The sequence below is a fragment of the Microbulbifer variabilis genome, from assembly GCF_052467165.1.
The window spans coordinates 4,866,602-4,889,822 of the sequence record NZ_CP174301.1; the positions used below are offsets into that span (position 1 = coordinate 4,866,602).

27 protein-coding genes are annotated in these 23,221 nt (G+C 51.9%); 14 read left to right on the plus strand and 13 right to left on the minus strand.

Going from position 1 to position 23,221, the window contains the following annotated elements:
• Positions 1 to 245 precede the first annotated feature (245 nt).
• Entirely contained in the window at positions 246 to 1,373 is a 1,128-nt protein-coding gene (locus tag ACJJIP_RS21675) for a murein hydrolase activator EnvC family protein (RefSeq protein WP_444945972.1), read from the minus strand.
• A complete protein-coding gene (gpmI, locus tag ACJJIP_RS21680) occupies positions 1,373 to 2,920 on the minus strand; it encodes a 2,3-bisphosphoglycerate-independent phosphoglycerate mutase (RefSeq protein WP_020414075.1) in 1,548 nt (515 codons plus the stop codon). Before gpmI ends, ACJJIP_RS21675 begins: the two co-directional genes overlap by 1 nt.
• A 227-nt stretch (positions 2,921 to 3,147) precedes the next feature.
• On the opposite strand from gpmI, the gene ACJJIP_RS21685 reads away from it, so the two are divergent.
• The 6 genes from ACJJIP_RS21685 (at position 3,148) to smrA (ending at position 6,552) form a co-directional block, all read left to right on the plus strand.
• Complete coding sequence (locus ACJJIP_RS21685) at positions 3,148 to 3,564, plus strand: rhodanese-like domain-containing protein (protein WP_282952137.1); 417 nt, start codon at positions 3,148 to 3,150, stop codon at positions 3,562 to 3,564.
• A 40-nt stretch (positions 3,565 to 3,604) separates the two neighbouring features.
• Complete coding sequence (grxC, locus tag ACJJIP_RS21690; RefSeq protein ID WP_020414077.1) at positions 3,605 to 3,865, plus strand: glutaredoxin 3; 261 nt, start codon at positions 3,605 to 3,607, stop codon at positions 3,863 to 3,865.
• A gap of 157 nt (positions 3,866 to 4,022) precedes the next feature.
• Positions 4,023 to 4,511, plus strand: a complete 489-nt coding sequence (gene secB, locus ACJJIP_RS21695; protein ID WP_020414078.1) for a protein-export chaperone SecB — start codon at positions 4,023 to 4,025, stop codon at positions 4,509 to 4,511.
• 122 nt (positions 4,512 to 4,633) lie between these two features.
• Positions 4,634 to 5,086 carry an acyl-CoA thioesterase gene (locus tag ACJJIP_RS21700; RefSeq protein WP_020414079.1) on the plus strand — a complete coding sequence of 151 codons (453 nt, stop codon included), beginning with the start codon at positions 4,634 to 4,636 and terminating at the stop codon, positions 5,084 to 5,086.
• Entirely contained in the window at positions 5,079 to 5,942 is an 864-nt protein-coding gene (locus ACJJIP_RS21705) for an SDR family oxidoreductase (RefSeq protein ID WP_020414080.1), read from the plus strand. Before ACJJIP_RS21700 ends, ACJJIP_RS21705 begins: the two co-directional genes overlap by 8 nt.
• A gap of 19 nt (positions 5,943 to 5,961) precedes the next feature.
• Positions 5,962 to 6,552, plus strand: a complete 591-nt coding sequence (smrA, locus tag ACJJIP_RS21710) for a DNA endonuclease SmrA (RefSeq protein WP_020414081.1) — start codon at positions 5,962 to 5,964, stop codon at positions 6,550 to 6,552.
• Positions 6,553 to 6,719: 167 nt separating this feature from the next.
• Here smrA and ACJJIP_RS21715 read toward each other — a convergent pair whose 3' ends face one another.
• Both ACJJIP_RS21715 and ACJJIP_RS21720 read right to left on the minus strand, forming a co-directional pair.
• A complete protein-coding gene (locus ACJJIP_RS21715) occupies positions 6,720 to 7,304 on the minus strand; it encodes an META domain-containing protein (protein ID WP_020414082.1) in 585 nt (194 codons plus the stop codon).
• Positions 7,285 to 7,758: an META domain-containing protein gene (locus tag ACJJIP_RS21720; protein ID WP_020414083.1), complete on the minus strand. Its 474-nt coding sequence runs from the start codon at positions 7,756 to 7,758 to the stop codon at positions 7,285 to 7,287. The genes ACJJIP_RS21715 and ACJJIP_RS21720 overlap by 20 nt, the downstream gene beginning before the upstream one ends.
• 170 nt (positions 7,759 to 7,928) lie before the next feature.
• Between ACJJIP_RS21720 and pyk the strand changes: the two genes are divergently transcribed.
• Complete coding sequence (gene pyk, locus ACJJIP_RS21725; protein ID WP_444945973.1) at positions 7,929 to 9,365, plus strand: pyruvate kinase; 1,437 nt, start codon at positions 7,929 to 7,931, stop codon at positions 9,363 to 9,365.
• 63 nt (positions 9,366 to 9,428) lie between these two features.
• Here the strand turns inward: pyk and ACJJIP_RS21730 are convergent, their stop codons facing one another.
• The 6 genes from ACJJIP_RS21730 to hutC all read right to left on the minus strand — a co-directional run bounded on the left by ACJJIP_RS21730 (position 9,429) and on the right by hutC (position 15,283).
• Positions 9,429 to 9,605, minus strand: a complete 177-nt coding sequence (locus tag ACJJIP_RS21730; RefSeq protein WP_020414085.1) for a hypothetical protein — start codon at positions 9,603 to 9,605, stop codon at positions 9,429 to 9,431.
• A gap of 303 nt (positions 9,606 to 9,908) precedes the next feature.
• Entirely contained in the window at positions 9,909 to 10,409 is a 501-nt protein-coding gene (locus tag ACJJIP_RS21735) for a hypothetical protein (protein ID WP_444945974.1), read from the minus strand.
• Between the two features lie 100 nt (positions 10,410 to 10,509).
• Complete coding sequence (locus ACJJIP_RS21740; RefSeq protein ID WP_020414087.1) at positions 10,510 to 10,848, minus strand: hypothetical protein; 339 nt, start codon at positions 10,846 to 10,848, stop codon at positions 10,510 to 10,512.
• A 296-nt stretch (positions 10,849 to 11,144) separates the two neighbouring features.
• Positions 11,145 to 12,695 (minus strand): histidine ammonia-lyase, encoded by a 1,551-nt coding sequence (hutH, locus tag ACJJIP_RS21745; RefSeq protein WP_020414088.1) that lies wholly within the window; start codon positions 12,693 to 12,695, stop codon positions 11,145 to 11,147.
• A 111-nt stretch (positions 12,696 to 12,806) separates the two neighbouring features.
• Positions 12,807 to 14,483, minus strand: coding sequence for a urocanate hydratase (gene hutU / locus ACJJIP_RS21750; protein WP_444945975.1), 1,677 nt, complete (start codon positions 14,481 to 14,483; stop codon positions 12,807 to 12,809).
• Positions 14,484 to 14,572: 89 nt separating this feature from the next.
• Complete coding sequence (gene hutC / locus ACJJIP_RS21755) at positions 14,573 to 15,283, minus strand: histidine utilization transcriptional repressor HutC (RefSeq protein ID WP_282952144.1); 711 nt, start codon at positions 15,281 to 15,283, stop codon at positions 14,573 to 14,575.
• 190 nt (positions 15,284 to 15,473) lie between these two features.
• Between hutC and hutI the strand changes: the two genes are divergently transcribed.
• The 4 genes from hutI to ACJJIP_RS21775 all read left to right on the plus strand — a co-directional run bounded on the left by hutI (position 15,474) and on the right by ACJJIP_RS21775 (position 19,190).
• Entirely contained in the window at positions 15,474 to 16,703 is a 1,230-nt protein-coding gene (gene hutI, locus ACJJIP_RS21760; protein ID WP_444945976.1) for an imidazolonepropionase, read from the plus strand.
• Complete coding sequence (hutG, locus tag ACJJIP_RS21765; protein ID WP_020414093.1) at positions 16,687 to 17,649, plus strand: formimidoylglutamase; 963 nt, start codon at positions 16,687 to 16,689, stop codon at positions 17,647 to 17,649. The genes hutI and hutG overlap by 17 nt, the downstream gene beginning before the upstream one ends.
• Positions 17,650 to 17,797: 148 nt before the next feature.
• Complete coding sequence (locus ACJJIP_RS21770; RefSeq protein ID WP_444945977.1) at positions 17,798 to 18,682, plus strand: LysR family transcriptional regulator; 885 nt, start codon at positions 17,798 to 17,800, stop codon at positions 18,680 to 18,682.
• A 106-nt stretch (positions 18,683 to 18,788) separates the two neighbouring features.
• A complete protein-coding gene (locus tag ACJJIP_RS21775) occupies positions 18,789 to 19,190 on the plus strand; it encodes a RidA family protein (protein WP_020414095.1) in 402 nt (133 codons plus the stop codon).
• 49 nt (positions 19,191 to 19,239) lie between these two features.
• On the opposite strand, the gene ACJJIP_RS21780 is transcribed toward ACJJIP_RS21775, so the two are convergent.
• The 3 genes from ACJJIP_RS21780 to ACJJIP_RS21790 form a co-directional block, all read right to left on the minus strand.
• Positions 19,240 to 20,259 carry an alpha/beta hydrolase gene (locus ACJJIP_RS21780; RefSeq protein ID WP_020414096.1) on the minus strand — a complete coding sequence of 340 codons (1,020 nt, stop codon included), beginning with the start codon at positions 20,257 to 20,259 and terminating at the stop codon, positions 19,240 to 19,242.
• Between the two features lie 37 nt (positions 20,260 to 20,296).
• Complete coding sequence (locus ACJJIP_RS21785) at positions 20,297 to 20,719, minus strand: organic hydroperoxide resistance protein (RefSeq protein ID WP_020414097.1); 423 nt, start codon at positions 20,717 to 20,719, stop codon at positions 20,297 to 20,299.
• A gap of 185 nt (positions 20,720 to 20,904) precedes the next feature.
• The gene (locus ACJJIP_RS21790) at positions 20,905 to 21,345 is read right to left on the minus strand and encodes a MarR family winged helix-turn-helix transcriptional regulator (protein ID WP_282952151.1); all 441 of its coding nucleotides are present in this window, start codon (positions 21,343 to 21,345) and stop codon (positions 20,905 to 20,907) included.
• Between the two features lie 177 nt (positions 21,346 to 21,522).
• On the opposite strand from ACJJIP_RS21790, the gene ACJJIP_RS21795 reads away from it, so the two are divergent.
• The 3 genes from ACJJIP_RS21795 to ACJJIP_RS21805 all read left to right on the plus strand — a co-directional run bounded on the left by ACJJIP_RS21795 (position 21,523) and on the right by ACJJIP_RS21805 (position 23,014).
• Complete coding sequence (locus tag ACJJIP_RS21795; RefSeq protein WP_020414099.1) at positions 21,523 to 22,026, plus strand: RNA polymerase sigma factor; 504 nt, start codon at positions 21,523 to 21,525, stop codon at positions 22,024 to 22,026.
• Positions 22,023 to 22,616, plus strand: a complete 594-nt coding sequence (locus ACJJIP_RS21800) for a hypothetical protein (protein ID WP_282952153.1) — start codon at positions 22,023 to 22,025, stop codon at positions 22,614 to 22,616. The genes ACJJIP_RS21795 and ACJJIP_RS21800 overlap by 4 nt, the downstream gene beginning before the upstream one ends.
• Positions 22,617 to 22,678: 62 nt before the next feature.
• Positions 22,679 to 23,014, plus strand: a complete 336-nt coding sequence (locus ACJJIP_RS21805) for a superinfection immunity protein (protein WP_353375924.1) — start codon at positions 22,679 to 22,681, stop codon at positions 23,012 to 23,014.
• Positions 23,015 to 23,221: the final 207 nt, after the last annotated feature.

Genomic DNA, 23,221 nt, shown 5'->3' on the forward strand with positions numbered 1-23,221 from the left:
ACCGCAGAGATTGGCAGGGATTCTAAGATGACGCCAATTTCTACGATGTCATAGGCTTAGTCGCGATAAAACGAACTGTCTTACAGGTGGGCTGAGTAGCTGGTGGCGGGGTCTTTGGACTTCCTGGCCTAGCGGTTTGTTAGGCAAGGACACTCGATAGAAGAAAGTGCACTTGAAACCTTATTCATCACAGCAATTGTTGTGAAATGGCGACAAAAGATTGGGCCTCTGCCGCCGATAGTTTATCAGGATCGGCACCAAGCAGTTGGATCTTTCGCCTTACCGCGATGGCGGATCTCAAAATAGACACCGCTCTGAGTAAGCCCGCCTGTATTGCCCACGCGCGCGATTGTTTCACCGCTCTCCACCCACTCGCCAATATTGCGGGTAAGGGATTGGTTGTGTGCATAGAGGCTCATATAGCCGTCACCGTGATCGAGAATTACCAGCATGCCGTGGCCGCGCAGGTAGTCAGAAAATACCACTCGCCCGCGGTGTATAGCACGCACAGGCTCTCCTTCGGCTGCGCGGATAGTTACACCCTTCCAGGTGATGCCATTGGTGCGGCGCTGTCCATAGGCGTTGGCGCGGCGCCCCTTTACCGGCCACTGCATCTTGCCTCGCTGGCGAGCAAAGGGCTTTTGATCCCCAGGATTCACGAGAGAGGCGATGGCGCGGCCAACTTCATCAATCAATTTTTGCAAGCGTGAGCGATCGCCCTGCAATTGCTTAAGCTCGCCACTGCCATCAGCGAGTTTCGCAGCCAGCTTGTCCAGGGTGCGTTTGCGATTCTTCTGGGCACTGCGCAACTTACTCTGGCGCTCCTGCAGCTGTTCCCGTTCTCCCTGCAGAACTAGCTGCTCACGCTCAATAGAACTGCTGACGGTCTCTAGTGACGCGAGGGTTTCCAGGTAGCTGTCAATGGTGTGGCTGCGTTCTTGGAGGAAGTAATCGTGATAGCGGAGTTGGCGAGCGATGTTCTGGGGATCTTGTTGGTTGAGCAGGAGCTTGATCTGTTCTTGTCGGCCTAGTCGGTAAGCGGCGGCGATCTCCTGTTCGACCCGCCGCTGCATACTTCGTCGCGCCTCCTGCAGCTGCTTCTGTTCCCGCTGCAGTTCACGCAACTTGTCCGAGCGGCTGCGCATATCTTTTTTAATCTGGTTTATCCGCCGGTGAAGCCCTGAGATGTCCTTCTCGTTCTCTTCCAGATCCTTGAGCAGCTGGTCGCGCTGCCCGCGCACCTGGTTAAGTTCCAGTTGCAGGGATTCGATGCGCTGCTTGATTTCCGCGAGGCGTGCCTGCTGGTCCGCTTCTGCCTGGCTCCAGGCGGGCAGTGACAGCAGGGCAATCAGGAAGAGTACGAGAGTTTTCATCAGTCCATTTTTACCAAACTGTGGCCGGTCATCTCTGCCGGCTGTGGCAGATCCATCAACGCTAACATGGTTGGAGCCACGTCCGCCAGACTGCCTCCGTCACACATTTGTACATTGCGTTCACCGATGTAGACAAATGGTACCGGCAGGGTGGAGTGCTGGGTGCTGACCTGGCCGGAGTTGGCGTCGAACATTTCTTCTACATTGCCGTGGTCAGCAGTAATCAGTACTTCGCCGCCGGCGGCCAGGGCAGCATCTACGACACGTTCCACACATTGGTCCAGGGCTTCCACGGCTTTTACAGCGGCTTCGAATACCCCTGTGTGGCCGACCATGTCGCCATTGGCGTAGTTACAGATAATGGCGTCATATGCGCCGCTCTCAATCGCCGCCACCAGCTTGTCGGTGACTTTCGGCGCGTTCATTTCCGGTTGTAGGTCGTAAGTAGCTACGTCGGGGGACTTGATCAGTTCGCGGGTTTCACCGCTGTAGGGCTCTTCGCGACCGCCGCTGAAGAAGAAAGTAACGTGGGCGTATTTTTCAGTCTCGGCAATGCGCAGCTGGGTCTTGCCCTGGGTCGACAGATATTCACCGAGGGAATTCACCAGATTTTCCGGTGGGAAGGCACAGCTGGCGTGGATATCCGCAGCGTATTCGGTGGTCATCACAAAGTCCGCCAGTTCTGGTTTGGCTTTGCGCTTGAAGCCGCTAAAGTCCGTTTCGGTGAAGGCGCGAGTCAGCTGGCGCGCGCGATCTGGGCGGAAATTCATAAAGATAAGAGCGTCGCCATTCTGGATGGGAGCGGGCTCGCCGATAATTGTCGGGGCAACGAATTCATCACTTTCACCGCGCTCATAAGCGGCGGCCAATCCGGCCAGGGCGTCAGACGCTTTGTACTCTGAGGTACCGAGGGTGAGCATGTCGTAGACAGATTCGGTGCGCTCCCAGCGTTGATCGCGGTCCATGGCAAAGTAGCGGCCGGCAAGGGTAGCCATATGAGCATTGCCTATGGAATCACATACCTGCATCAGCCGTGCGATAGAGGGCTCGGCGCTGCGCGGCGGCGTGTCACGACCATCCAGGAAAGCGTGTACATAAATGGCGCGGGCACCGCGCTGCGCAGCCAGGGTCACCATAGCGACGATGTGGTCTTCATGGCTGTGCACACCGCCTTCAGACAGTAACCCCATAATGTGCACCGCACCGTTATTGGCGATGGCTTTGTCCACAGCCGCTGTATAGGCAGTGTTGCGGAAGAAGTCGCCATCCTGAATTGCTTTGTTGATCCGGGTGAAGTTCTGATACACCACTCGGCCGGCACCCAGGGTCATGTGTCCCACTTCAGAATTACCCATTTGTCCATCGGGTAGGCCCACTGCCATACCGGAGGTCTGGATCAGGGTTTTTGGGCGGCTGGCCCAGATGTTGTCCCAAACCGGGGAGTTTGCGGCGTGAACCGCATTGTGCTCGGGATTGTCGCTGTGGCCGAAGCCGTCCAGAATCAGCAGGACCAAGGGGCGTTTGTGCGGGGCTTGCGGAGCGGCCATAGCGACGGGATTCCTCTATTGGATGGTTTAAATTGCGGACGCGGATTTTAACCTGTTCGGCCATCATTTAACCATGTCGATTAGCCAGGGCGCAGCCTCGCAAAGGTGGTGTAAGCACGGCGGAGGTACCATTTTGCTGGTTAGAAATTCGCCACAATCGTGTATACTCCCGCCAGCTTTGGCGCAGCAGCGCCGTAACGATAACCACTAAGGATTTTGGGGGCGGAGTGGATTTTTTCGTCTTTTTGAGTGAGCAATGGCTGCTGGTTGGCCTGCTCGTGGCATTGCTCTATGCGCTGGTTCTGAGCGAGCGCTATAAGGCCGGTGTACCGGTATCCATGCATGAAGTTACCCGGCTGATTAACAGCGATGGGGCCAAGGTGCTGGATGTGCGCGATCGCAGTGAATTCACTGACGGGCATATCGTCGATGCCCTGCATATCCCCCACGGGGACGTGGCTGAGCGCATTGCTGAGCTGGAGCCTTTTAAAGATAAGGTCATTATTGTCGCGGACAAAATGGGTCAGCACGCAGGGCCTGTAGGGCGTATGTTGAAACAAAAAGGCTTCCAGGTGCGCCGCCTGCAGGGTGGCATGAGTGAGTGGAGCAACCAGAACCTGCCATTGGTCAAGGGAAAGAGTTAGATCGGTAGCTTGTTTTGATAGCATTTGGCGGAGTTTTGTTATGCAGGATGTAGTCATCTACACCACCCGTTTCTGTCCCTACTGTATTCGTGCCAAGCAACTACTCGACAGCAAGGGCGTGAGCTATCGCGAGATCGCGGTGGATAATAAACCGGAACTGCGTGCGCAGATGGCGGCTAAAGCGGGGCGCCGCTCAGTGCCGCAGATTTGGGTTGGCGATGTTCATGTGGGAGGTTGCGACGATTTGATGGCGCAGGAGCGCGCTGGCAAGTTGGATAAGTTACTGAAATCCACTGGTTGAAAAAGGTTGTCGCCGTGGGCCACATGCGGCGGCAGGTTTTTGCTATTTATCCGTACCGGGCCTTGAAACGGTATTTTCAGGCCCCAATCTGAAGACTCATACAGGGAGTCTTTCTCACGGAAGGCATCAATAAACTTTATAAAGAACAGGCTGTAACATGGCTGAAGAATTAAACGGCGCGGCAAACGCAGAGGCTCCACAAGTACAATTCGCGATGCAGCGTATCTACCTGAAGGACCTCTCCTTCGAGACTCCCATGGGTGTCGAGGTTTTCAAGAAACAGTGGAAGCCCCAGGTTAACCAGGAGCTGAACACCAAGACCGCCAAGGTTGATGAAGACCTGTATGAGGTTGCGCTCACTCTGACTATCACTGTGAAGCTGGAAGAAGACACCGCCTTCCTGGTGGAAGTAAAACAAGCCGGCCTGTTTGGCATTAAAGGCCTGGAAGGTCAGCAGCTGGCCCAGGCACTGAATACTGCCTGCCCGCAAATCCTGTTCCCCTACGCCCGCGAAGTGATCGACAACGCTGTAGTTAAAGGTTCTTTCCCGGCCCTGATGCTGCCGCCGGTTAACTTTGATGCGCTGTTCGCCCAGGCGCTGGATCAGGCCCAGAAGCAGGCCGAAGGTGCACAAGCTGACGCATAATTACACGTCACTTGTCAAAAAGGTCCCTGAGGGGGCCTTTTTTTATACCTGTAACTTGCCCTCTGGGCGAGTGATGGAATTTCTCTTCCCATAAGAACCTAAAGAATTGCTGGGAGTTGCTTATGCAGTGGGATTTACCGACACCCTTTACGCGCAGAGTGACCGTAGGTACACACCATGTAGATGGCCTGCGCCATGCCAACAATGCGGAATATGTGCACTGGTGTGAAGCTACAGCCTGGGCTCACAGTGCTGAATTGGGATTAGATGTCACGAATTACCAGGATCTCGACCGGGGAATGGCCATTCGCCACGGAGAGTATGACTATATACTGGCGGCGAGAGAGGGGGATGAACTGGTATTTGGCACCTGGCTGACAGAAGTGGATGGGCGCCTGAATATGACCCGCCGCTTTCAAGTCTTTCGCGCCGCCGATGGGGCACTGGTATTGCGGGCCCAGTGGCGGATGGTGTGCATCGAGCTGTCCAGTGGTAGGCCGAAACGTATGCCGGCGATCTTCAAGGAAATTTACAGTCCGGCAGTTATTGCCCCGGAGGCTGAGGAATATGAGTGAAGAGTTTGTAACCCTGACAGAGAATACAGGGGCACTTAAGGACAAGACCATTTTTATCACCGGCGCCAGCCGAGGTATTGGTCGTGCTATAGCGCTGAAGTGCGCAGCGGACGGCGCAAACATTGTGATTGCTGCCAAGTCGGCAGAACCACATCCAAAGCTGCCCGGCACCATCTTCTCGGTCGCCCAGGAGGTTGAGGGCTCTGGTGGCAAGGCCTTGGCCCTGCAGGTGGATGTGCGTGATGAGCAGCGGGTTCAGGACGCGATGGCTCAGGCTGCAGACAGGTTTGGGGGTATCGACGCGGTGATCAATAATGCCGGCGCGATCAACCTGACCAATGTAGAGTCCACCCCGCCCAAGCGCTACGACCTGATGCAGAACATCAACAGTCGCGCAGTGTATCTGACGGCTCACTTGGCAATCCCCTACCTTAAGAAGTCTGACAACGCCCATATTCTCAGCTTGTGCCCCCCGCTGAATTTACAGCCCAAGTGGTTGGGGCCCTTTGCCCCCTATGCCCTTTCCAAATTCGGTATGACCATCTTGAGTTTGGGGTTGGCTGAAGAGCTGCGTGAGGCGGGAGTTAGCGTGAATACTTTATGGCCGCGTACGTTGGTGGCTACTGCGGCAATCGAATTTGCGGTGGGCAACCGCGAGATGTTTGAACAGAGCCGCAAACCGGCGATCATGGCGGATGCTGCTTACGAAATACTGGCGACTGAGAAAGGTACTCTTACTGGACGCCAGTTAATCGATGAAGAGCTTCTGGTGGAGCGCGGTGTAAAGGACTTCACCGACTATGCTCACAACCCGTCCAATGCGGGGGAATTAACTAAGGATTTATTTCTAGACTGACGCTGGCAGGGGGTATTTCGTGAGCAGCGACAGCAAGTTATTTAAAGACGCCCTCGGTGAACTGGGGGGGGTTAAACCACTGGTGCAGGAGCGCCGGGTGACATTGCGCAAGGAAGGTGAAACACCTGAGCAAATCCTGCGTGAGCGCCGCGCTGCGGCCACTCGCAAGACTGAGCGCGAAATGAATCCCCTCTCCGGCGAGTATGTTGAGCTGGTGGCACCCTGGGACCCTATTGAGTTTAAGCGGGATGGGGTGCAAAACGGGGTATTCCGCAATTTGCGTCTGGGTAAGTACACAGTGGATGCTCGCCTGGATTTGCATCGCCACTCTGTGGAGATGGCGCGTAGTATCGTCGTGGAATTTGTGCGGGATTGCGTGGAGGCGGACGTACGCTGTGCCCTGATCACTCATGGAAAAGGGGAGGGACGTAAGCAGCCGGCGCTTTTGAAAAGCTGTATTAATCACTGGTTGCCGCAACTGGATGAGGTTCTAGCTTTCCACAGTGCGCAGAAGCAACATGGTGGTATGGGTGCGACCTATTTGTTACTACGCAAGAGTGAGCGCAAGCGGCAGGAAAACCTGGAGAGGCACCAGCGTCGCCGTTTGTAGGTGCGCCGTGGTCATGTTTTTGTCACTTTTTGAAAGTATGATGCGCGGCATAGAGGCTTTCTTAAGCGAATGCGCATCTGACTCATCTTTTTGATTCTTCTTGATTGTAATATTGGCGACTCTTTGGGTCGCCTTTTTTATGCTTGTAACCTTTGTGTAGAGTGATCTTAGCGCATGATTTCATCAACCCGATTAAATTCGAGCCGGGTATTGCTGTCGCGACTACTCATAATCAATTTGTCCCCAACGACTTCGAGGAGTCGGGCTTTGCGCAGTGCCTTCAGGTAGTCGGCCTCCAGCTCATCACTGGGATGGGCCCGGCCTTTACGTGAGATGGCCGGGACTGTTGACCAGGACAGAGCACCGTTGCTCTCCAGGGAAAAGCGTCCCAGGTAGGGGTTTACACCGCCGCTTCCGCGTACAAAACCAAAGCGGTCACAGGTGAAAAAAGGTCTTTCGCGCCAAAATTTCCGCCATATGAGTAGGTACTCATAGGTATGTTCGCCATCTTTCAGACTGGACAGAACCCACTCGTGATTACAGGCAGACCAGGCTGAATGTCGGAGAGGCTGGGGTTCACTGGGGGCGTCAAAGGACATACACCCGGAAAGAAGCAGGGCGAGCAGGCTTGGAATCATAAGCTGCAAGCGTAAGTGATCTCGCGGCATGATGTCGTTCTCGTAAGTATTGCGACATTTAATCGTAAAAACTACCAGCGGTCTGTGGTGGCGTTCAAGGTCCTGCACGGACATATTCAATATATATATCACCGGAAGCATCGCGCAGGATCAGGCGTTTTCCCCGGGATTTGGTAAAAGCTTGGCGGGTGCCGGAGAGCGCCCGCAGGTAAGTATGTTCCTGTTGCAGCAGCTGGGGTGGACCGCCCATTTTGGTAGATACAAAGCTGGAGGTGTCCCACAACATCTGGCCGTTGGCCGTAATTTGTAATTCCCCACGATAGGTATTGATGCCGCTGCGGCCCATTACATTGCCATCGGGGTTGCACAGGAATGTGAAGTTTTCCGGTTTTTGTACCGGGATAGCGGCCCCGTTAACTCGCAGGCGCACCAACTGCCACTTTTTACCGCATACACTCTGCGGGTTCCCCGCATTTTGTATGACTCTCGCTTCCTCCGAACCGGTTGCCAGGCATCCGCCAATTACCAGCAGGGCTCCCAGTAGCCAAATTTGCACCAACCTGCTCATTGGCGAATAACTCCCTTATTCCGATTTTCGTTTTCCCGCTTTGTCCAATATATCCAGCCGGAATCTGCCTCATATATAAGCCTAGTAATTGCCTGCGATAGGGAGTCGACAGGAGTGACAAGCTATGCTTCCACTGAGATGGGGGTAGGGATTTGCGGATAAATACAGACATGATCAGACGCACGAAAATTGTCGCCACACTCGGTCCCGCGAGTGACCAGAGCGATACCCTCTGCCAGTTGATTGAGGAGGGAGTCAATATGGTACGCCTCAATTTTTCCCATGGTGTTTCCGCAGATCACCGCCGCCGGGCCGAACAGGTTCGTGCTGAGGCGGCGCGGCAGGGGTGTCATGTTGCGATTCTCGGTGATTTGCAGGGACCTAAAATTCGGGTGGGCAAATTTGGCGATGGTCGAGTTTTACTGGAGAGCGGTTCGGAATTTGTCCTCGACCCCAACCGAGCGGATGCGGGTGGCGATGCCAATGGGGTATCGGTGGATTATCCCCAGTTAGCACAGGATTGTGTCCTCGGCGATTGTCTCTTATTGGACGATGGTCGCCTCAGTTTGCGAGTAAAAAAAATCGAAGGTACTGAAGTTATTACCGAAGTGGAGTCAGGGGGCTGGCTTTCGGATCGCAAAGGGATTAATAAACAAGGTGGAGGACTCACAGCCCCGGCCTTGACTGAAAAAGACCTGCGGGATATTCAGGTAGCCGCGGAGTTGCAACTGGATTACCTGGCTGTTTCCTTTCCCCGTGAGGCTCAGGATATTCACCGGGCGCGGGAACTCCTGCAACAGGCTGGCGGCACTTCCCAAATCATCGCCAAAATAGAGCGTGCTGAAGCGGTTTCCAGTGATGCGCATTTGGAAAAATTAATCCTGGCAAGCGACGCAATAATGGTGGCACGCGGTGACTTGGCGGTAGAGATTGGCGATGCGGAGTTAATGGGGGTACAAAAACACCTGATTAAATTTGCGCGCTACCTGAATCGCACAGTAATCACCGCTACTCAAATGATGGAGTCGATGATTTCCAGCCCAGTGCCGACAAGGGCCGAAGTGTGTGATGTTGCCAATGCTGTCCTGGATGGTACTGATGCGGTAATGCTCTCGGCGGAAACTGCCAGCGGTCGTTACCCGGTGGAGACTGTGCGGCATATGGCTGAGGTGATTATTGGGGCGGAAAAACACCGTGCTACCCAGAGGCCCTCAGATATTTTACGTGGTAATTATCCGGCTGGTGATGCTTGTATTGCTGTGGCTGCTATTACCATTGCGAATCATTGCAGGGATATCAAGGCGATTATCTGCCAGACCGAAACCGGAAATACTGCTCTACTGATGTCACGGGTCCGTTCGGTAATCCCCATTTATGCCTTTTGCCGACACCGCCGTATCTGTAACCGTGTGGCGCTTTACCGGGGCGTCGACCCGGTATTGATGGCAGTTGCGGGCATGGATGGACCCTCCAGGGACCAAAAGGCAATAGGCCACCTGAAGCAGAGGAAGCTGTTAATGCCAGGAGATTTTGTTTTGGTTTCGCGAGGCTATCAACAGGATATTGGTGGCCACACAGATACCCTGCGGGTTGTTCGCGTTGAGTAAAACTCATCTTACTCAACTGTTAATTTCAAATTTAAATAAAAATCGGAGTATTTAAATCTATTTTTAGCCGGAGCGGCTACAACGTACCAGGGTCTTAGTTTCCAACTCCTGCTCTACACAGTGAAATTTTTGCCCGTTCAAGGACAATGACTTGGGGCTTCCCTTGGGCGCGGTTGTCGAACAACCGGCAACTCCTGTTGCCAGGGCCACGGTAAGCAGAAGCAGTAGTAATTTCTGCACCGCAGTTACCTCTTGACTTGCAATGAGTTGCACAAGCTTGTGATGTGTCTTTTCTCAGATTAGAGGGAATAAATGTCAAAGTGAGGAAATAAGCGACATTTTGTAAATTGTGGCGACACTTATCGCAAGTGATGAGGTGAAGATATCTTATCGAAACTTTCAATTTCTAGAGCATTGGTTTTTTGAGGCCCAGATTTCAGGGTTGCGTTCACTTTAAAGACCAATGTCTGTCCCGCTTTTTTAGTGCCCCACCGGGACTTGGAAAAATCCCGGTGGGGTAAAAATTTTTATAACAGCGGATGATTAGCGTCTCCCGCGGCGATGCCCTCCACGAACGCGATGATACCCGCGATGCCCTCTGTAACCGCGATGTCCTCTATACCCGCGATGGCTGCGATACACTCGGTGGCCGCGATATCCGCCATGGTAGGCGCGAACACGCAGGTAGGATGGTCTGGGAGAGTAGAAGCGGTTGTAGTAAGGCAGCCCACGATAGTAGTACCTCGCACGATAGCGAGGATTTCCGCGGAGCGCGGGGGAGCGGTAATAGGAGTAGGCTCCGCCATAGTAGTAGCCGTAGCGCGGTGTTGCCCGGTAGTACTGGTAAACCGGCGTTCGGTAGGAGACATAAATATTACTTGAAGGGTAGTAGTTGGGGGTGGCGTAAGGGTATACGTAAGAGGAGGTATAGGCGATTCCCCCCCCACTGTAATAGCCACCATAACCTCCGGTTGTACAGGCCCCTAAGGTGAGACCCACACATACCGTGGCGGCGATAATCACCGACTTCACAGCTCTATTCATAGTGCTTTCTCCGGTAAGTGGAATTTCCCCCCGGAGAGGCCGTGCCCACAGGGGGCAAGCCCCTTGTGTGTGCCAATCTGGCGAACACTAAATTTCGGGATTAATAGGGCCTGGCGCGGAAGCGTGGGTCGGGAGGATCAAGCACCTGAAAGCCTCTGTTCACTACTGCCGGTGGTCTCAGGCGGTAGAAATTGCCGTCCCAGTAGAAATTACAATGCTGCACGTTGTGACAGGTGCCATCGGGGTGGCAGTGGGCATAGCGACCACGCAGGTTGTAATAGGTCTTACTGTAATAAGGGCTGTATCCGTAATAACTGGCTGAACAATCGTAACTCCCACATGGGTAGCCGGAACCACTGCAAGCAGAGAGGGAAGCGCCCGCTGCGATTGCCAGTGCAAAGCCAGAGCCACAGAGCAGCCTTCTGGACAGCGATTTCATCAAGACCTCCACGCCTTTTGGCGGGTAAAACGTCTAATAATCAGCCTAGCACTTTTGTCACAAAAATCATCATGAAGTAAAAAAAATGTTCTAGTAGGGGATTGGCGGGCAAATTGGTAATGAGATGAGACGAATGGAAAGTCCCACTTCTGAGAGGCGGTTGTCTGGAGCAAAAACGGTAAGGTGGGGAGGGGGGTAAAACCACTAAATATTCACAAAATACCGGGATGGAATATCGCCGATATTTTGTGAGAAAGGCTCCTGCCAGCCTTGCTGGTTGCGGGAGCTAAATCGAATTATTTGGCGCTCGGCAGTACTAACGGGCTTACAGCATCGAGGTAAGCGCCGCTGCTTAGTAGCTGTTTAGCATCTTCAATATCCGGAGCAAAGTAACGGTCTTTATCATAGAAAGGCACTCGCTCGCGCAGTTTTGTCTTCGCCGATTCCAGTTTTTCTGTGGACTTTAATGGAGCGCGAAAATCCAACCCCTGGCAAGCTGCGAGTAATTCCACAGCCAAAATACCACAGGTATTGTCGGCCATTTCCCGCAGGCGGCGGCCGGCAAAAGTCGCCATGGAAACGTGGTCTTCCTGGTTTGCGGAAGTGGGCAGGGAGTCCACGCTGGCAGGATGTGCCATGGATTTATTTTCACTGGCCAATGCGGCAGAAGTAACCTGGGCGATCATAAAGCCAGAGTTTACCCCGCCATTTTCCACCAGGAACGGGGGCAGGCCGGACAGGTTGCTGTCGATCAGCAGGGCCATACGGCGTTCGGATAGCGAGCCGATTTCTGCCAGTGCCAACGCTAGGTTATCGGCGACCATGGCCACTGGTTCCGCGTGAAAATTACCGCCGGAAATAATGTCAGAGTTATCCGGGTTTTTCTCGTCGGTAAATACCAGTGGGTTGTCGGAAACACCATTTGCTTCGGCCAGCAGTACTTCAGCGGCAAAGCGCATTTGTTGCAGACAGGCGCCCATTACCTGGGGCTGGCAGCGCAAGGAGTAGGGATCTTGCACTTTCTCGCAAAACTGATGTGAATCACCGATCTGGCTATTTTCACCGAGCAGGTCGCGGTAAACGGCGGCGACATCCCGCTGTGCCTGTTGGCCACGGGCGTTGTGGATACGGTCGTCGAAGGGACGGCGTGAGCCCTTGGCGGCTTCCAGTGTCATGGCACCGGTAACCAGTGCGCCGGCGAATAAATCCTCGCTGGCGAACAGGCCGAGCAGAGCAAAGGCGGTGGAAGCCTGGGTGCCGTTTAGCAGGGCGAGGCCCTCTTTGGGAGCCAGGGTGATAGGCTCCAGGCCTGCGGCTTTCAGGCCCTCATGGGCATGCTTGCGTACGCCTTTAATAAATACTTCACCTTCGCCCAGCAGTACCACACTCATATGGGCCAGCGGTGCCAAGTCACCTGAAGCACCTACAGAGCCCTTTTCGGGAATTGCAGGGTAAACGCCTGCATTAACCAGTTGTATCAGTGCTTCAATAACCTGAGGGCGCACGCCGGAAAAACCGCGGGCCAGGGAGTTGATTTTCAGTACCATCAGCAAGCGTACGGTAGCTTCGCTCATAAAGTTGCCGGTGCCGGCGGCATGGCTCAGTACAATAGCGCGTTGCAGGTTTTCCAGGTCGTGCTTTTCAATGCGAGTGTTGGCGAGTAGGCCAAAACCGGTATTGATACCGTATACCGTGCGGCCTTCGGTAATTACCTGGGCAACGGTGTGGGCAGAAGCTTCGATAGCGGGGTAGGCACTTTTTGCCAGGGACAGCTGCACCGACTCGCGAGCTACGCGGCGCAGTTGCGCAAGGCTTAACTGGCCGGGATCGATTTCCAATTGATACATAAATTAATTCACCAAAAAATATTTACTGCACTGGCGCCGGTAGTCCAGCCCGAAAAAATTATTCGGGCCGTAAGAGATTTCTACCGGCGGTATTTTTATTGCGGTAAAAAATCAGTCTTTCAGCATGGGCAGGTCGAGGCCCTGTTCTTTTGCACATTTTTTCGCGACTTCATAGCCGGCATCAGCGTGGCGCATTACGCCGGTGGCAGGGTCATTCCAGAGAACACGCTCGATACGCTTGCGCGCAGCTTCGGTGCCGTCACAGACAATCACCACACCTGAATGTTGGGAGAAGCCCATGCCGACACCACCACCGTGGTGCAGGGATACCCAGGTGGCACCGGAGGCGGTATTCAATAGGGCGTTTAGCAACGGCCAGTCGGAGACAGCATCGGAGCCATCCATCATGGCCTCTGTCTCGCGATTAGGGCTGGCCACTGAGCCGCTGTCTAGGTGATCGCGGCCGATAACCACTGGTGCTTCCAATTCGCCATTGGCGACCATTTCGTTAAATGCCAGAGCCAAGCGGGCACGATCTTTCAGACCAACCCAACAGATACGTGCGGGCAGTCCCTGGAAATGAATGCGCTCACGGGCCATATCAAGCCAGTTATGCAGCTGCGGATTGTCGGGGATCAACTCTTTAACTTTGGCATCGGTCTTGTAGATATCTTCCGGGTTGCCGGACAGGGCCGCCCAGCGGAAAGGGCCTACACCTTCACAGAACAGCGGGCGAATATAGGCGGGTACAAATCCGGGGAAGTCGAAGGCATTTTCCACACCCTCTTCGAGGGCCATCTGGCGAATATTGTTGCCGTAGTCGAGGGTGGCGGCGCCGCGCTTTTGCAGCTCCAGCATGGCTTCCACCTGGATTGCCATGGATTGCTTGGCCGCTTTTACCACCGCGGCCTCGTCTTTTTTCCGCATTTCTGCAGCGTATTCCATGGTCCAGCCTTTAGGCAGGTAACCATTTAAAGGGTCGTGTGCGGAAGTTTGGTCGGTAACTGAATCTGGCAGAATATTGCGCTGCACAATTTCCGGGAAAATATCGGCTGCGTTGCCCAGCAGGCCAACCGAAATGGCTTCGCCTCTTTCCATGGCCTCTTCAATCATTTGCAGCGCTTCGTCGAGACTGGTGGCTTTCCTGTCTACATAGCCAGTGCGCAAACGGAAATCGATACGGGTTTCATCGCACTCCACCGCGATCATGCAGAAGCCTGCCATAGTGGCTGCCAGGGGCTGGGCGCCACCCATGCCGCCGAGGCCGCCGGTGAGAATCCATTTGCCTTTTGCTTCTCCGTTAAAATGTTTGCGTGCCACTGCTGCAAAGGTTTCATAGGTTCCCTGTACGATGCCTTGGGAGCCGATATAGATCCAGGAGCCGGCGGTCATCTGGCCATACATGGCCAGGCCTTTTTTATCCAGCTCGTTGAAGTGTTCCCAGTTGGCCCAGTGGGGAACCAGGTTGGAGTTGGCAATTAATACTCGCGGCGCATCGGCATGGGTTTTAAATACACCTACTGGCTTGCCAGACTGTACCAGCAGGGTCTCATCACCTTCCAGGCGCGTTAGCACTTCGACAATCTTGTCGTAGCACTCCCAGTCGCGTGCTGCGCGGCCGATACCACCATAAACCACCAGATCTTCCGGGCGCTCTGCAACTTCTGCATCCAGATTGTTCATTAACATGCGCAGGGGAGCTTCGGTAAGCCAGCTTTTAGCATTGAGCTTGGTGCCGTGAGGAGCGCGGATTTTACGACTTGGGTCGTGACGTTTATCGGTGGACATGGATTCCTCGCAAAATGAATTAGTTAAATTTCATGCGCCCTTATTGCTGGCTATTTGGCCAGTCGGCGATTTTTTTGATAAAGCAGTGTCTAGAATCTCAGTTGTGCACCCAGACGGTAGCGATTGCCCGGGTGTACTAAGCGCGCAAAGCTCACGGTGCCGGCGCTGCTCTTGGTGCGTCTCCATACCTGCAGGCATGCATCGCCGGTAGCTATTTCCAATGCGTAGGCAATGGATGCTTCTGCGGCGATCGCTTCAACAGTGGTATCCGCCTCGGTTAAAGGTGCAACCCTGGAAAGATAGGCGTTGGGCGTAGTGTGGGCGAAATCCTGCTGCAGGTATTCCGGGGCTAATGCAGGATTGGTGAAGCGCTCCTCCCATTGAATGGGCAGGCCGTTATCACAGTGCACAATAATGGAGTGAAAAACTTTGGCCTGTTCGGGCACTTCCAGGGCGCGCGCCACTTCAGCGCTGGCCATACACTGCTGTGCCAGCAAAATGCGGTTGCTGTAGCTGTGTCCGCGTGCCGAAATCTCATCGGCAATATTGCGCACTTCTAATAGGGAACTGGCAGGCACCGGCTCAGCAACAAAAGTGCCAAGCCCTTGGGAGCGCATCAGTACCCTTTCGTCGGTCAGTTCGCTCAGGGCGCGCCTGGCTGTCATACGACTGACACCAAACTCTTGCGCCAGCTGGTTCTCCGAGGGCACCTGGAAGTGGACGGGCCAAGCGCCAATTTCAATTTGTTGGCGGATATGGCGCTTAATCATCGCGTAGCGTGGCTCGCTTGCAGTATTCATAGACTCAGGTACAGTGTAATGAATGCTTGTATATGGTTGTATATACAATAGGTGTTTCTGGCTACTATGGTGGCCAAAATGATGACTGTCAAGCCGGGGCTATGGTCTGTATCCTGAGTGCTTCGGTTTTGCCTGGCAGCTCAGCCGGGCATCTATGGTTTAAGAAGGAAAAGCGCGCCGCTAGAAGCTTATGACAGAACGCTGTGACCTACTGATTACGAATGTGAATGCCGCCACCATGGACCCCTCGATAGTGGGTGCATACGGTGCTGTGGAGGATGCTGCTGTAGCGGTAACCGGCGGCAAGATTGTCTGGTTGGGACCACGCCGGGAATTACCTGACTGCACCCCGGACGAGGTTATTGATGGTGAGGGCCAGTGGTTGACCCCAGGGCTAATCGACTGCCATACCCACCTTGTTTATGGCGGTCATCGGGCCGGGGAGTTTGCCCGCCGCCTGGGGGGAGAGAGCTATGAAGAAGTGGCCCGCTCCGGTGGTGGCATTATTTCTACAGTGCGCGCCACCCGTGCAGCCAGTGCCGAGCAGTTATATCGACTATCTGAACCGCGCCTTCATGCATTGATGTCCGAAGGGGTTACTACGGTAGAAATCAAATCCGGTTATGGCCTCGACCTGGATACCGAGCTAAAGCAACTGCGAACCGCCCGCCGCCTGGCCCAACATAATCCGGTAAATATAGTGACCAGCTGCCTGGCAGCTCATGCCCTGCCACCGGAATACGATGGTCGCCCTGATGAATATATTGACCTGATTTGTGAGCAGATACTACCAGCGGTGGCGCGAGAGCAGCTGGCAGATGCTGTAGATATGTTTTGCGAGACTATCGGTTTCTCCGTGGACCAATGCCAGCGGGTAATTGATGCTGCAAAGAAACTCGATTTACCTGTAAAGGTACATGCTGAACAGTTGGCTCGTACCGGCGCAACGGCTATGGCTGCCAAGGCTGGCGCATTATCCGTGGATCATATTGAATACATCAGCGATGCCGATGCACTGGCTATGGCTGAAAGCGGTACCGTGGCGGTATTGTTACCAGGTGCTTTTTATACCCTGCATGAGACCCAGGTCCCACCAGTTGAAAAGTTGCGTGGGGCGGGAGTGTGCATGGCTCTGTCCACTGACCTCAACCCCGGCAGCTGTCCGATCGCCTCTTTGCGTTTGATGATGAATATGGGTTGTAACTTATTTGGTCTAACTCCTGCCGAAGCACTTGCCGGTGTGACCCGATCAGCGGCGCGAGCGTTGGGACTTTGTTGCTCTCGCGGCGTGCTGCGTCCGGGGCTACGCGCTGATATGGTTTTGTGGCCGATGGATACCCCAGACCTGCTGGCTTATGAAGTGGGTGCGCTGAAGCCCGCGCAAATTTTTCTCGGAGGTAGAGATGTTACAGCTGGCTGATATGCACCTGTGGAGTGGTCGCACTGATAGCGAAGATGGTCGCGCCGGTGAGCGTTGGCATCAACGGGTTACACCATTACAGCTGGATAATCCTCCTGGGATCGCCATTCTCGGTTTTGCCTCCGATGAGGGTGTTCGCCGTAATAAAGGGCGTATCGGTGCCGCCAAAGGCCCACGTATCCTGCGCCTGGCAATGGCTAACCTGCCTGCCACTTTTGAATTGCCTCTCTATGATGCAGGCAATGTTCGTGTTGAGCGTGAGGACTTGGAGTCTGGTCAGGCACTACTGGGGGCGCGGATAAATGAGTTATTAGGTAATGGTCATTTCCCGTTAGTTTTGGGTGGTGGTCATGAGATTGCTTTTGGCAGCTATCAAGGTATCGCCCGCTGGATGCGTGAACAACAGCGGGACAAAACCCTGGGGGTTATTAATTTTGATGCGCATCTGGACCTGCGTATCCCCTCGCCAAAGGGGTCATCGGGTACGCCGTTTTACCAGATTGCTGAACAGTGCCAGATCAATGGTCGCCCTTTTAATTATCTGTGTGTCGGTGCGGCTGATAACGCCAATACACCAGCGCTGTATAACCGGGCAGGTGAGCTGGGTGCTGAGGTAATCCGCGATCGGGAAATCAGTAGCTGGAATCTGGATAAGGTAAAGGGGCAAATTCGCGCGTTTACCGATAGAGTAGATTTTGTCTATCTCACTGTGTGTCTGGATGTTCTGCCTGCTGCAGTGATGCCTGCTGTAAGTGCCCCCTCTGGCCGGGGGGTGTCACTTGATTTGTTGGAAGTGTTACTTGATACCGTGATCGATTCCAAGAAAGTTTGCCTTGCTGATATGGCTGAGTTTAATCCTTATTTCGATATTGAAGATCATGCTGCTCGCACTGCCGCCCGGCTAGGATTTCAAATTGTTAACCGCATGGCTGCTCTAAGGTGCTAGGGCCTGCCGTAATGAGAGAGCTCACTGGATAGTTACAATTTGCCTACAGGTGCTCTTAAAGTAGAAATTGAATTTATAAGACAGAGCTGGAATTTTTCATAAACTCCTAACAATTTATTCCAACTAGGATGTGCCTAGAACCGTTTATATGATTAAGAGTCTGGAAATCTCGCACCTCAAATTACTGGATACGTTGTTTAAGTATAGAAACTTATCCCTGGTTGCCGAAAATTTAGATATTTCACAGCAGGCTGTGAGCCTACAGTTAAAGAAAATTCGAACAATACTCGGCGATGCTCTGTTCGTGCGCTCGGGGCACGGCATGGTACCAACCAGCTATGCAAAGTTGATTGAACCAAAAATCTGTGAAATTCTAATATTGCTTAATGAGATGCCGGCGCCGGACTCAATCGACTTCACCAAATCAGAAAGAACGCTGGTTATATCTGCAACGGATTATGCACAAACTCTTGTCACTGGCGAGTTAGTTGCTGATCTCAGAGAGTATGCGCCTAAAATAAAAGTAATCATTAAAAATATTGAAAGTACGACACTTACTCAAAAAATGCATCAGGGGGAGATTGACCTTGCCTTCACCTCTGAAGGGTACGTTCCGAGTGGATTGATTGCCCGACCTCTGGCTACAGAAAGATACCTATGTATATCTTCAAATAGGGAAATTAGCTTTGAAAACTATCTACCTATAAGAAAACTAATGGACTACGACTTTGTCGTCACATCACCTGGAGTGGGCAGTTTTCTCGGTTCTGCTGATGGATGGCTTGAAAAGCAAGGTTTAAAAAGAAATGTTGCAATTTCTACACCTTCATTTTTTATAACAAAGGAATATCTGAAGAAGACCAATATGGTGGGTTTTATACCTTCACGCCTATTACCTTGTGAAGGACTATATGAAATACCCCTTGATAAATATCCTCCTGGTTATGAAATCGTCGCAGCGTTTCACCCCTCTGCTGAAAGTGACCCACTGATCAGTTGGGTTCTGGAAAAAGCCGTTAATTATTTGAGCTAACCAATAGTAGATTGCTTGTATCCGTAACAAGCCTGGCTCAATAGATTTGATAAGTCCATAGTCCTAGTATTGCTCTGTACTTTTTTCGGGTTACAGAGTTTTATTTATGAATATTTTAAATATCAATCCTGAATCACTATATGATGGTGCGCCCTTTGGCCTGTCTCAAGGTAAAGTGGACGTTATCAGTGGCCTTATATTTATCTCCGGTCAGGTGGATTGGAATACCGACTATGAAGTGGTTAATAAAGATATTGAAGCCCAAGCAGAAAGTGCATTTGAAAATCTATTAGCGGTGTTAACTGAGGGAGATTCGTCAGTGAATAATCTGCTGCAGCTGCGTGTTTATATCAGAGGGGAGCTCAGTGAGCATATGCCTAAGATTGTACCGATACTGACAAAATATTTGGGCACAGCCCGTCCGGCGATCACTGGGATCGGTGTTGCATCATTGGCGTCACCGGATACTTTGGTCGAAATAGAAGCTTTAGCGCGTATATCATCTTAAGATCATAAAAAGTAGCCTCTTTGGGAGGCTACTTTTATCTGTTCCGGCCTTATTTTAGATGGTCCCTTAATTGAGCACCGGCCTGATCCAAAGAATCCTGTACTGCAGGGATATCACTCAACACATTCAACAGACCGTAGTCGTGAATCATGCCATTGTAGCGGACAGCAGTGACAGTTACGCCTGCTTCATTCAGCTTTCGGGCATAGGCCTCTCCTTCATCCCGAAGTACATCCATTTCTGCAGTTTGAACCATTGCGGGTGGTAACCCGCGTAACTGCTGAATGCTGGCACGCAGGGGCGATGCATAAATTTCAGCGCGTTGCTTCGGGTCAGTCGTGTAGCTATCCCAGAACCACTCCATCATATTTTTAGTCAGGAAGTGATCTGTAGCGAACGCCTCGTAAGACTGATTATTAAAGTTCGCATCCGTAACTGGCCATAACAATAGCTGGAATCGGAGCTTCGGAGTTCCCTTGTTTTTAGCCATTAAGGAGACGACGGCTGCCATATTACCACCTACGCTATTGCCAGCTACCGCAAGACGTGATCCATCAACTCCGATTTCCTTGCCATGATCTGCTACCCACTGAGTCGCCGCATAAGCTTGATGAATAGCAGTTGGATATTTTGCTTCCGGGGAGGGCGAGTAATCAACATAAACTGCTGCAGCGCCTGATCGGTTTACCAGATCACGAATCAGGCGTTCATGCGTGGGGTAATCACCCAGAACCCATCCGCCACCATGGAAATACATAAACACAGGTAGCTCGCCCTTGATGTTTTTGGGTTTAACCACGGTTAAGCGAATTTTCTCACCATTCACATGAATAATTCTATGAGAGACATCTGCCGGTGGGAGTGTTGCGCCCTGCTGTGCACCTACAAGAACAGCGCGGGCATCTCTTGGAGACATTTGCTCAATGGGCTTGCCACCACCTTGGGCCAGTGCATTAAGGAATTTCTGCGTATTTTGCTCCACACCAGGAGAAATGGCGGCGAAAGCTGAGATACCACCAATAGTAAAGAGAAGAGGGACCGCAAGCTTTGCAATACTAAGCTTTGTCATTACTAACACCTTCTGAAGAGTTCGCTACTGCAACTTGTCAAACAGATATATGCAGGCGCACATCGACGTTGCCGCGGGTTGCATTGGAGTAAGGGCAAACTTCTTCGTGAGCTGTGTTTGCAATTTTTTCAGCTGTAGCCTGATCGAGCCCGGGAATATTGATATAGAGGTCAATATCCAGGCCAAATCCATTGCCTTGTGGGCCGATACCAACTTCCGCACGCACAGTAGTCTCATCGGATACGTTTACCTTTTGCTTGCCGGCAACGAATTTGATCGCACCAATAAAGCAGGCTGAGTAGCCGGCTGCAAACAGTTGCTCCGGGTTGGTCCCTTCGCCGCCAGAGCCGCCTAATTCCTTCGGCATGGACAGTTTTACGCTCAGGTGGCCATCGGAAGATTTGGCTTGGCCTTCACGGCCTCCGTTGGCAGTAGCTACGGCTTTATATAGGGTTTGCATAATCGTCTCCTCATGAATTTGTCATAAAAATCGGGGGTAGTGCCCTTGGGGCCGTGAGTGGCATACCTGAGGCACAAATAAATGTTATTGCGATAACTATTATTGCGATAATTACTTTTGCCTATCAGGGCAATAGGTACTGCTAAGGTAGACGAAGTAAGGGGCCCCTGACGGGCCGAAGGGGTTTATGGGTTTAGGCTTTGGCGCAATACTTCAATCTGCTCTCTAAGCACCTTGGCAGATTGGCGGGTAAGGCCGCAAGCCAGTAAGACCTTCTCTGGGATCGACTCGGCCTCTTTTTGCATAGACTTGCCGCTGGTTGTCAGCTCAATAAATACCCTGCGTTCATCCCCAGGGTCGCGGTGACGGCTGATAAGTTTGAGGTTCTCCAGGCGCTTGATTACTGGAGTTAGGGCACCCTTGTCCTGCCCAAGGCGCTGACTCAGTTCCGTAGCGGTGATTTGATCTCCTTCCCAGAGAACCAGCATCAATAAGTATTGCGGATAGGTAATCCCCAGTTTTTCAAGCAGGGGTTTATACATCTTGCCCATCGCAAGAGATGCTGAATAGAGGCTAAAGCAGAGCTGGTTATCGAGTTTCTGGTCTTTGTTAATAGATTTCGCCATAGGCGCACCCTAGTTGCTGGTGGCAATGTTGTGCCAGTGTAGCGCAATAGAGTAGCTAATAGCTCTATCCATTATTCCGGAAATAGTGATAGAGGTAAGCCCAAAAAATATTGAAAACATTTTGTAAGGTTTTTGATGCCGCCGGTACAGTATCTTACATAGATGATGGAGTAGCCGGTGGAATCGCGGGATCAATTATTTCAACAAGCAATAGAGGAATATGCTGAAGGTATTTCTCGGGTGGTACATAGTTATGTACATTCCAGGGCTGAGCATGATGATCTACTACAGGAGATCTGGCTGGGGTTATGGCGAGCTCTGCCCGCATTCCGGGGGGATGCCAGCCTTAAGACGTTTGTATATCGCATTGCGCAGAATCGCTGTGTAACAGAGATAGCCAGGCGAAAACCGCAGAATAGTTGTGGAGAGGAATTACTGGAGTTAGAGGATCATCAGCCTGGCCCCGCTGAGCGTTTGGCTGCTGAGCAAAAGTCGGATCGCTTGGTTCGTGCCGTGCAACGGTTACCCTTGGGACTACGACAAACATTGATTCTTCGTCTGGAGGGGTTGAGCTATGCAGAAATTTCTGAGGTGCTTGGTATCGGTGAATCCAATATTGCGGTACGGCTAAACAGAGCTAAAGAGCGCCTAAATATTTGTCTGTCAGGAGGTGAGAAGTGAGTGGGACAGATTCTGATAAGCAGTGGTTGGAGCTGGAAAAGATATGGAAGCAGCTGCCGGTAAATACAGAAGTTCCAGCTGCAATCCTTAAGTGGGTGCGTCGTCAGGAACGGCGTATGCGATTAGTGGTAGCCTTTGAGTGGCTTGTAGTGTTAGGAGTAGGTATCTATGTAGTAGTAGCGATACTCAATAAAGATCAATCCGATGTTATTTTACGGTTGGCTTTTGCGCTATCAATGCTTGCTTTGGCAGTTGGGTTCTCTATGACTAATCGTCGTGGCTTGTGGGCTCCATTAGAGGAATCGGCAAAAGCTTATGTAGATTTGGGTCTTCTCAGGTTAAAGCGCAAACGTAGAGAGGTTCATTTCAGCTGGTTCTTTTTATTTCTACAAATTTTTTTGATCGGTATATGGAGCTATGCAAGAGCTTATAGTGGTTCGACAGAACCCTTAATTCGCCATCCCCAGGAGGTCCTCATTGTTTTTTCGGGCTTTGTCGTTTTTCTGATTCTGTACAGTGTCTACATATATAGACGTACAGGAAGAGAAAAAATGGTGTTGAAGAGTTTTCAGAAAAAATATCTAAAATAACTGTAAAGAAATGGTTGCTGGCGGGACTGTAAAAAGAACAATCAATAATTAGGAATAAGGATATGTTTACAGATCTTGATCAGTTGGTAACTAGCTTCTTGGAAATACTCAGTGGTGTCAGTGCGCTTACAGGTTTTATTTTTGTTACATTCTTTTTGCTGGTTTGTTTCTTGCCATCAATAGTTGCATTTTTTTTTAACCGAAAGCATTTCCCAAAGATCTTTGCAGCAAATGTTCCCGCAATACTTTCATGGATTGCCTGGTTTGCACTACTCGCTTGGGCGGTTACAGGTAAGCGGAGAAGTAAGGATAAAGGCCAGCAGGTAAGTGCACATGATACAAGCACCATTGTAGAGGGAGATCGGACTATAAAAGCTTCTTCAGGGAAAAGCTTGTAGAGTTAATTTGTCAGCTACTTTTCAAGCAGGGAGGCCCTCATTTAGTAGGGCCTCGATACCAGGCATCGTCATCCCCCTTTCTTACAGTCTTTGCAGGCTAATTTTCAGGCAAAAATCTTTTTGAAATATTTTTCCAAAAAGTGCTTGCCGGCCCTCCCTGAAGTCCGTATAGTTCGCCTCCTCGCTGCTCAGGCAGCAGTGGGAAGG

Bases quoted from the DNA above. Each gene is read 5' to 3' on its own strand.
- ACJJIP_RS21675 (WP_444945972.1), bottom strand. From the start codon at position 1,373: ATGAAAACTCTCGTACTCTTCCTGATTGCCCTGCTGTCACTGCCCGCC.
- gpmI (WP_020414075.1), bottom strand. From the start codon at position 2,920: ATGGCCGCTCCGCAAGCCCCGCACAAACGCCCCTTGGTCCTGCTGATT.
- grxC (WP_020414077.1), top strand. From the start codon at position 3,605: ATGCAGGATGTAGTCATCTACACCACCCGTTTCTGTCCCTACTGTATT.
- secB (WP_020414078.1), top strand. From the start codon at position 4,023: ATGGCTGAAGAATTAAACGGCGCGGCAAACGCAGAGGCTCCACAAGTA.
- ACJJIP_RS21700 (WP_020414079.1), top strand. From the start codon at position 4,634: ATGCAGTGGGATTTACCGACACCCTTTACGCGCAGAGTGACCGTAGGT.
- ACJJIP_RS21705 (WP_020414080.1), top strand. From the start codon at position 5,079: ATGAGTGAAGAGTTTGTAACCCTGACAGAGAATACAGGGGCACTTAAG.
- ACJJIP_RS21715 (WP_020414082.1), bottom strand. From the start codon at position 7,304: ATGTCCGTGCAGGACCTTGAACGCCACCACAGACCGCTGGTAGTTTTT.
- ACJJIP_RS21720 (WP_020414083.1), bottom strand. From the start codon at position 7,758: ATGAGCAGGTTGGTGCAAATTTGGCTACTGGGAGCCCTGCTGGTAATT.
- pyk (WP_444945973.1), top strand. From the start codon at position 7,929: ATGATCAGACGCACGAAAATTGTCGCCACACTCGGTCCCGCGAGTGAC.
- ACJJIP_RS21735 (WP_444945974.1), bottom strand. From the start codon at position 10,409: ATGAATAGAGCTGTGAAGTCGGTGATTATCGCCGCCACGGTATGTGTG.
- ACJJIP_RS21740 (WP_020414087.1), bottom strand. From the start codon at position 10,848: ATGAAATCGCTGTCCAGAAGGCTGCTCTGTGGCTCTGGCTTTGCACTG.
- hutH (WP_020414088.1), bottom strand. From the start codon at position 12,695: ATGTATCAATTGGAAATCGATCCCGGCCAGTTAAGCCTTGCGCAACTG.
- hutU (WP_444945975.1), bottom strand. From the start codon at position 14,483: ATGTCCACCGATAAACGTCACGACCCAAGTCGTAAAATCCGCGCTCCT.
- hutC (WP_282952144.1), bottom strand. From the start codon at position 15,283: ATGAATACTGCAAGCGAGCCACGCTACGCGATGATTAAGCGCCATATC.
- hutI (WP_444945976.1), top strand. From the start codon at position 15,474: ATGACAGAACGCTGTGACCTACTGATTACGAATGTGAATGCCGCCACC.
- hutG (WP_020414093.1), top strand. From the start codon at position 16,687: ATGTTACAGCTGGCTGATATGCACCTGTGGAGTGGTCGCACTGATAGC.
- ACJJIP_RS21770 (WP_444945977.1), top strand. From the start codon at position 17,798: ATGATTAAGAGTCTGGAAATCTCGCACCTCAAATTACTGGATACGTTG.
- ACJJIP_RS21775 (WP_020414095.1), top strand. From the start codon at position 18,789: ATGAATATTTTAAATATCAATCCTGAATCACTATATGATGGTGCGCCC.
- ACJJIP_RS21780 (WP_020414096.1), bottom strand. From the start codon at position 20,259: ATGACAAAGCTTAGTATTGCAAAGCTTGCGGTCCCTCTTCTCTTTACT.
- ACJJIP_RS21785 (WP_020414097.1), bottom strand. From the start codon at position 20,719: ATGCAAACCCTATATAAAGCCGTAGCTACTGCCAACGGAGGCCGTGAA.
- ACJJIP_RS21790 (WP_282952151.1), bottom strand. From the start codon at position 21,345: ATGGCGAAATCTATTAACAAAGACCAGAAACTCGATAACCAGCTCTGC.
- ACJJIP_RS21805 (WP_353375924.1), top strand. From the start codon at position 22,679: ATGTTTACAGATCTTGATCAGTTGGTAACTAGCTTCTTGGAAATACTC.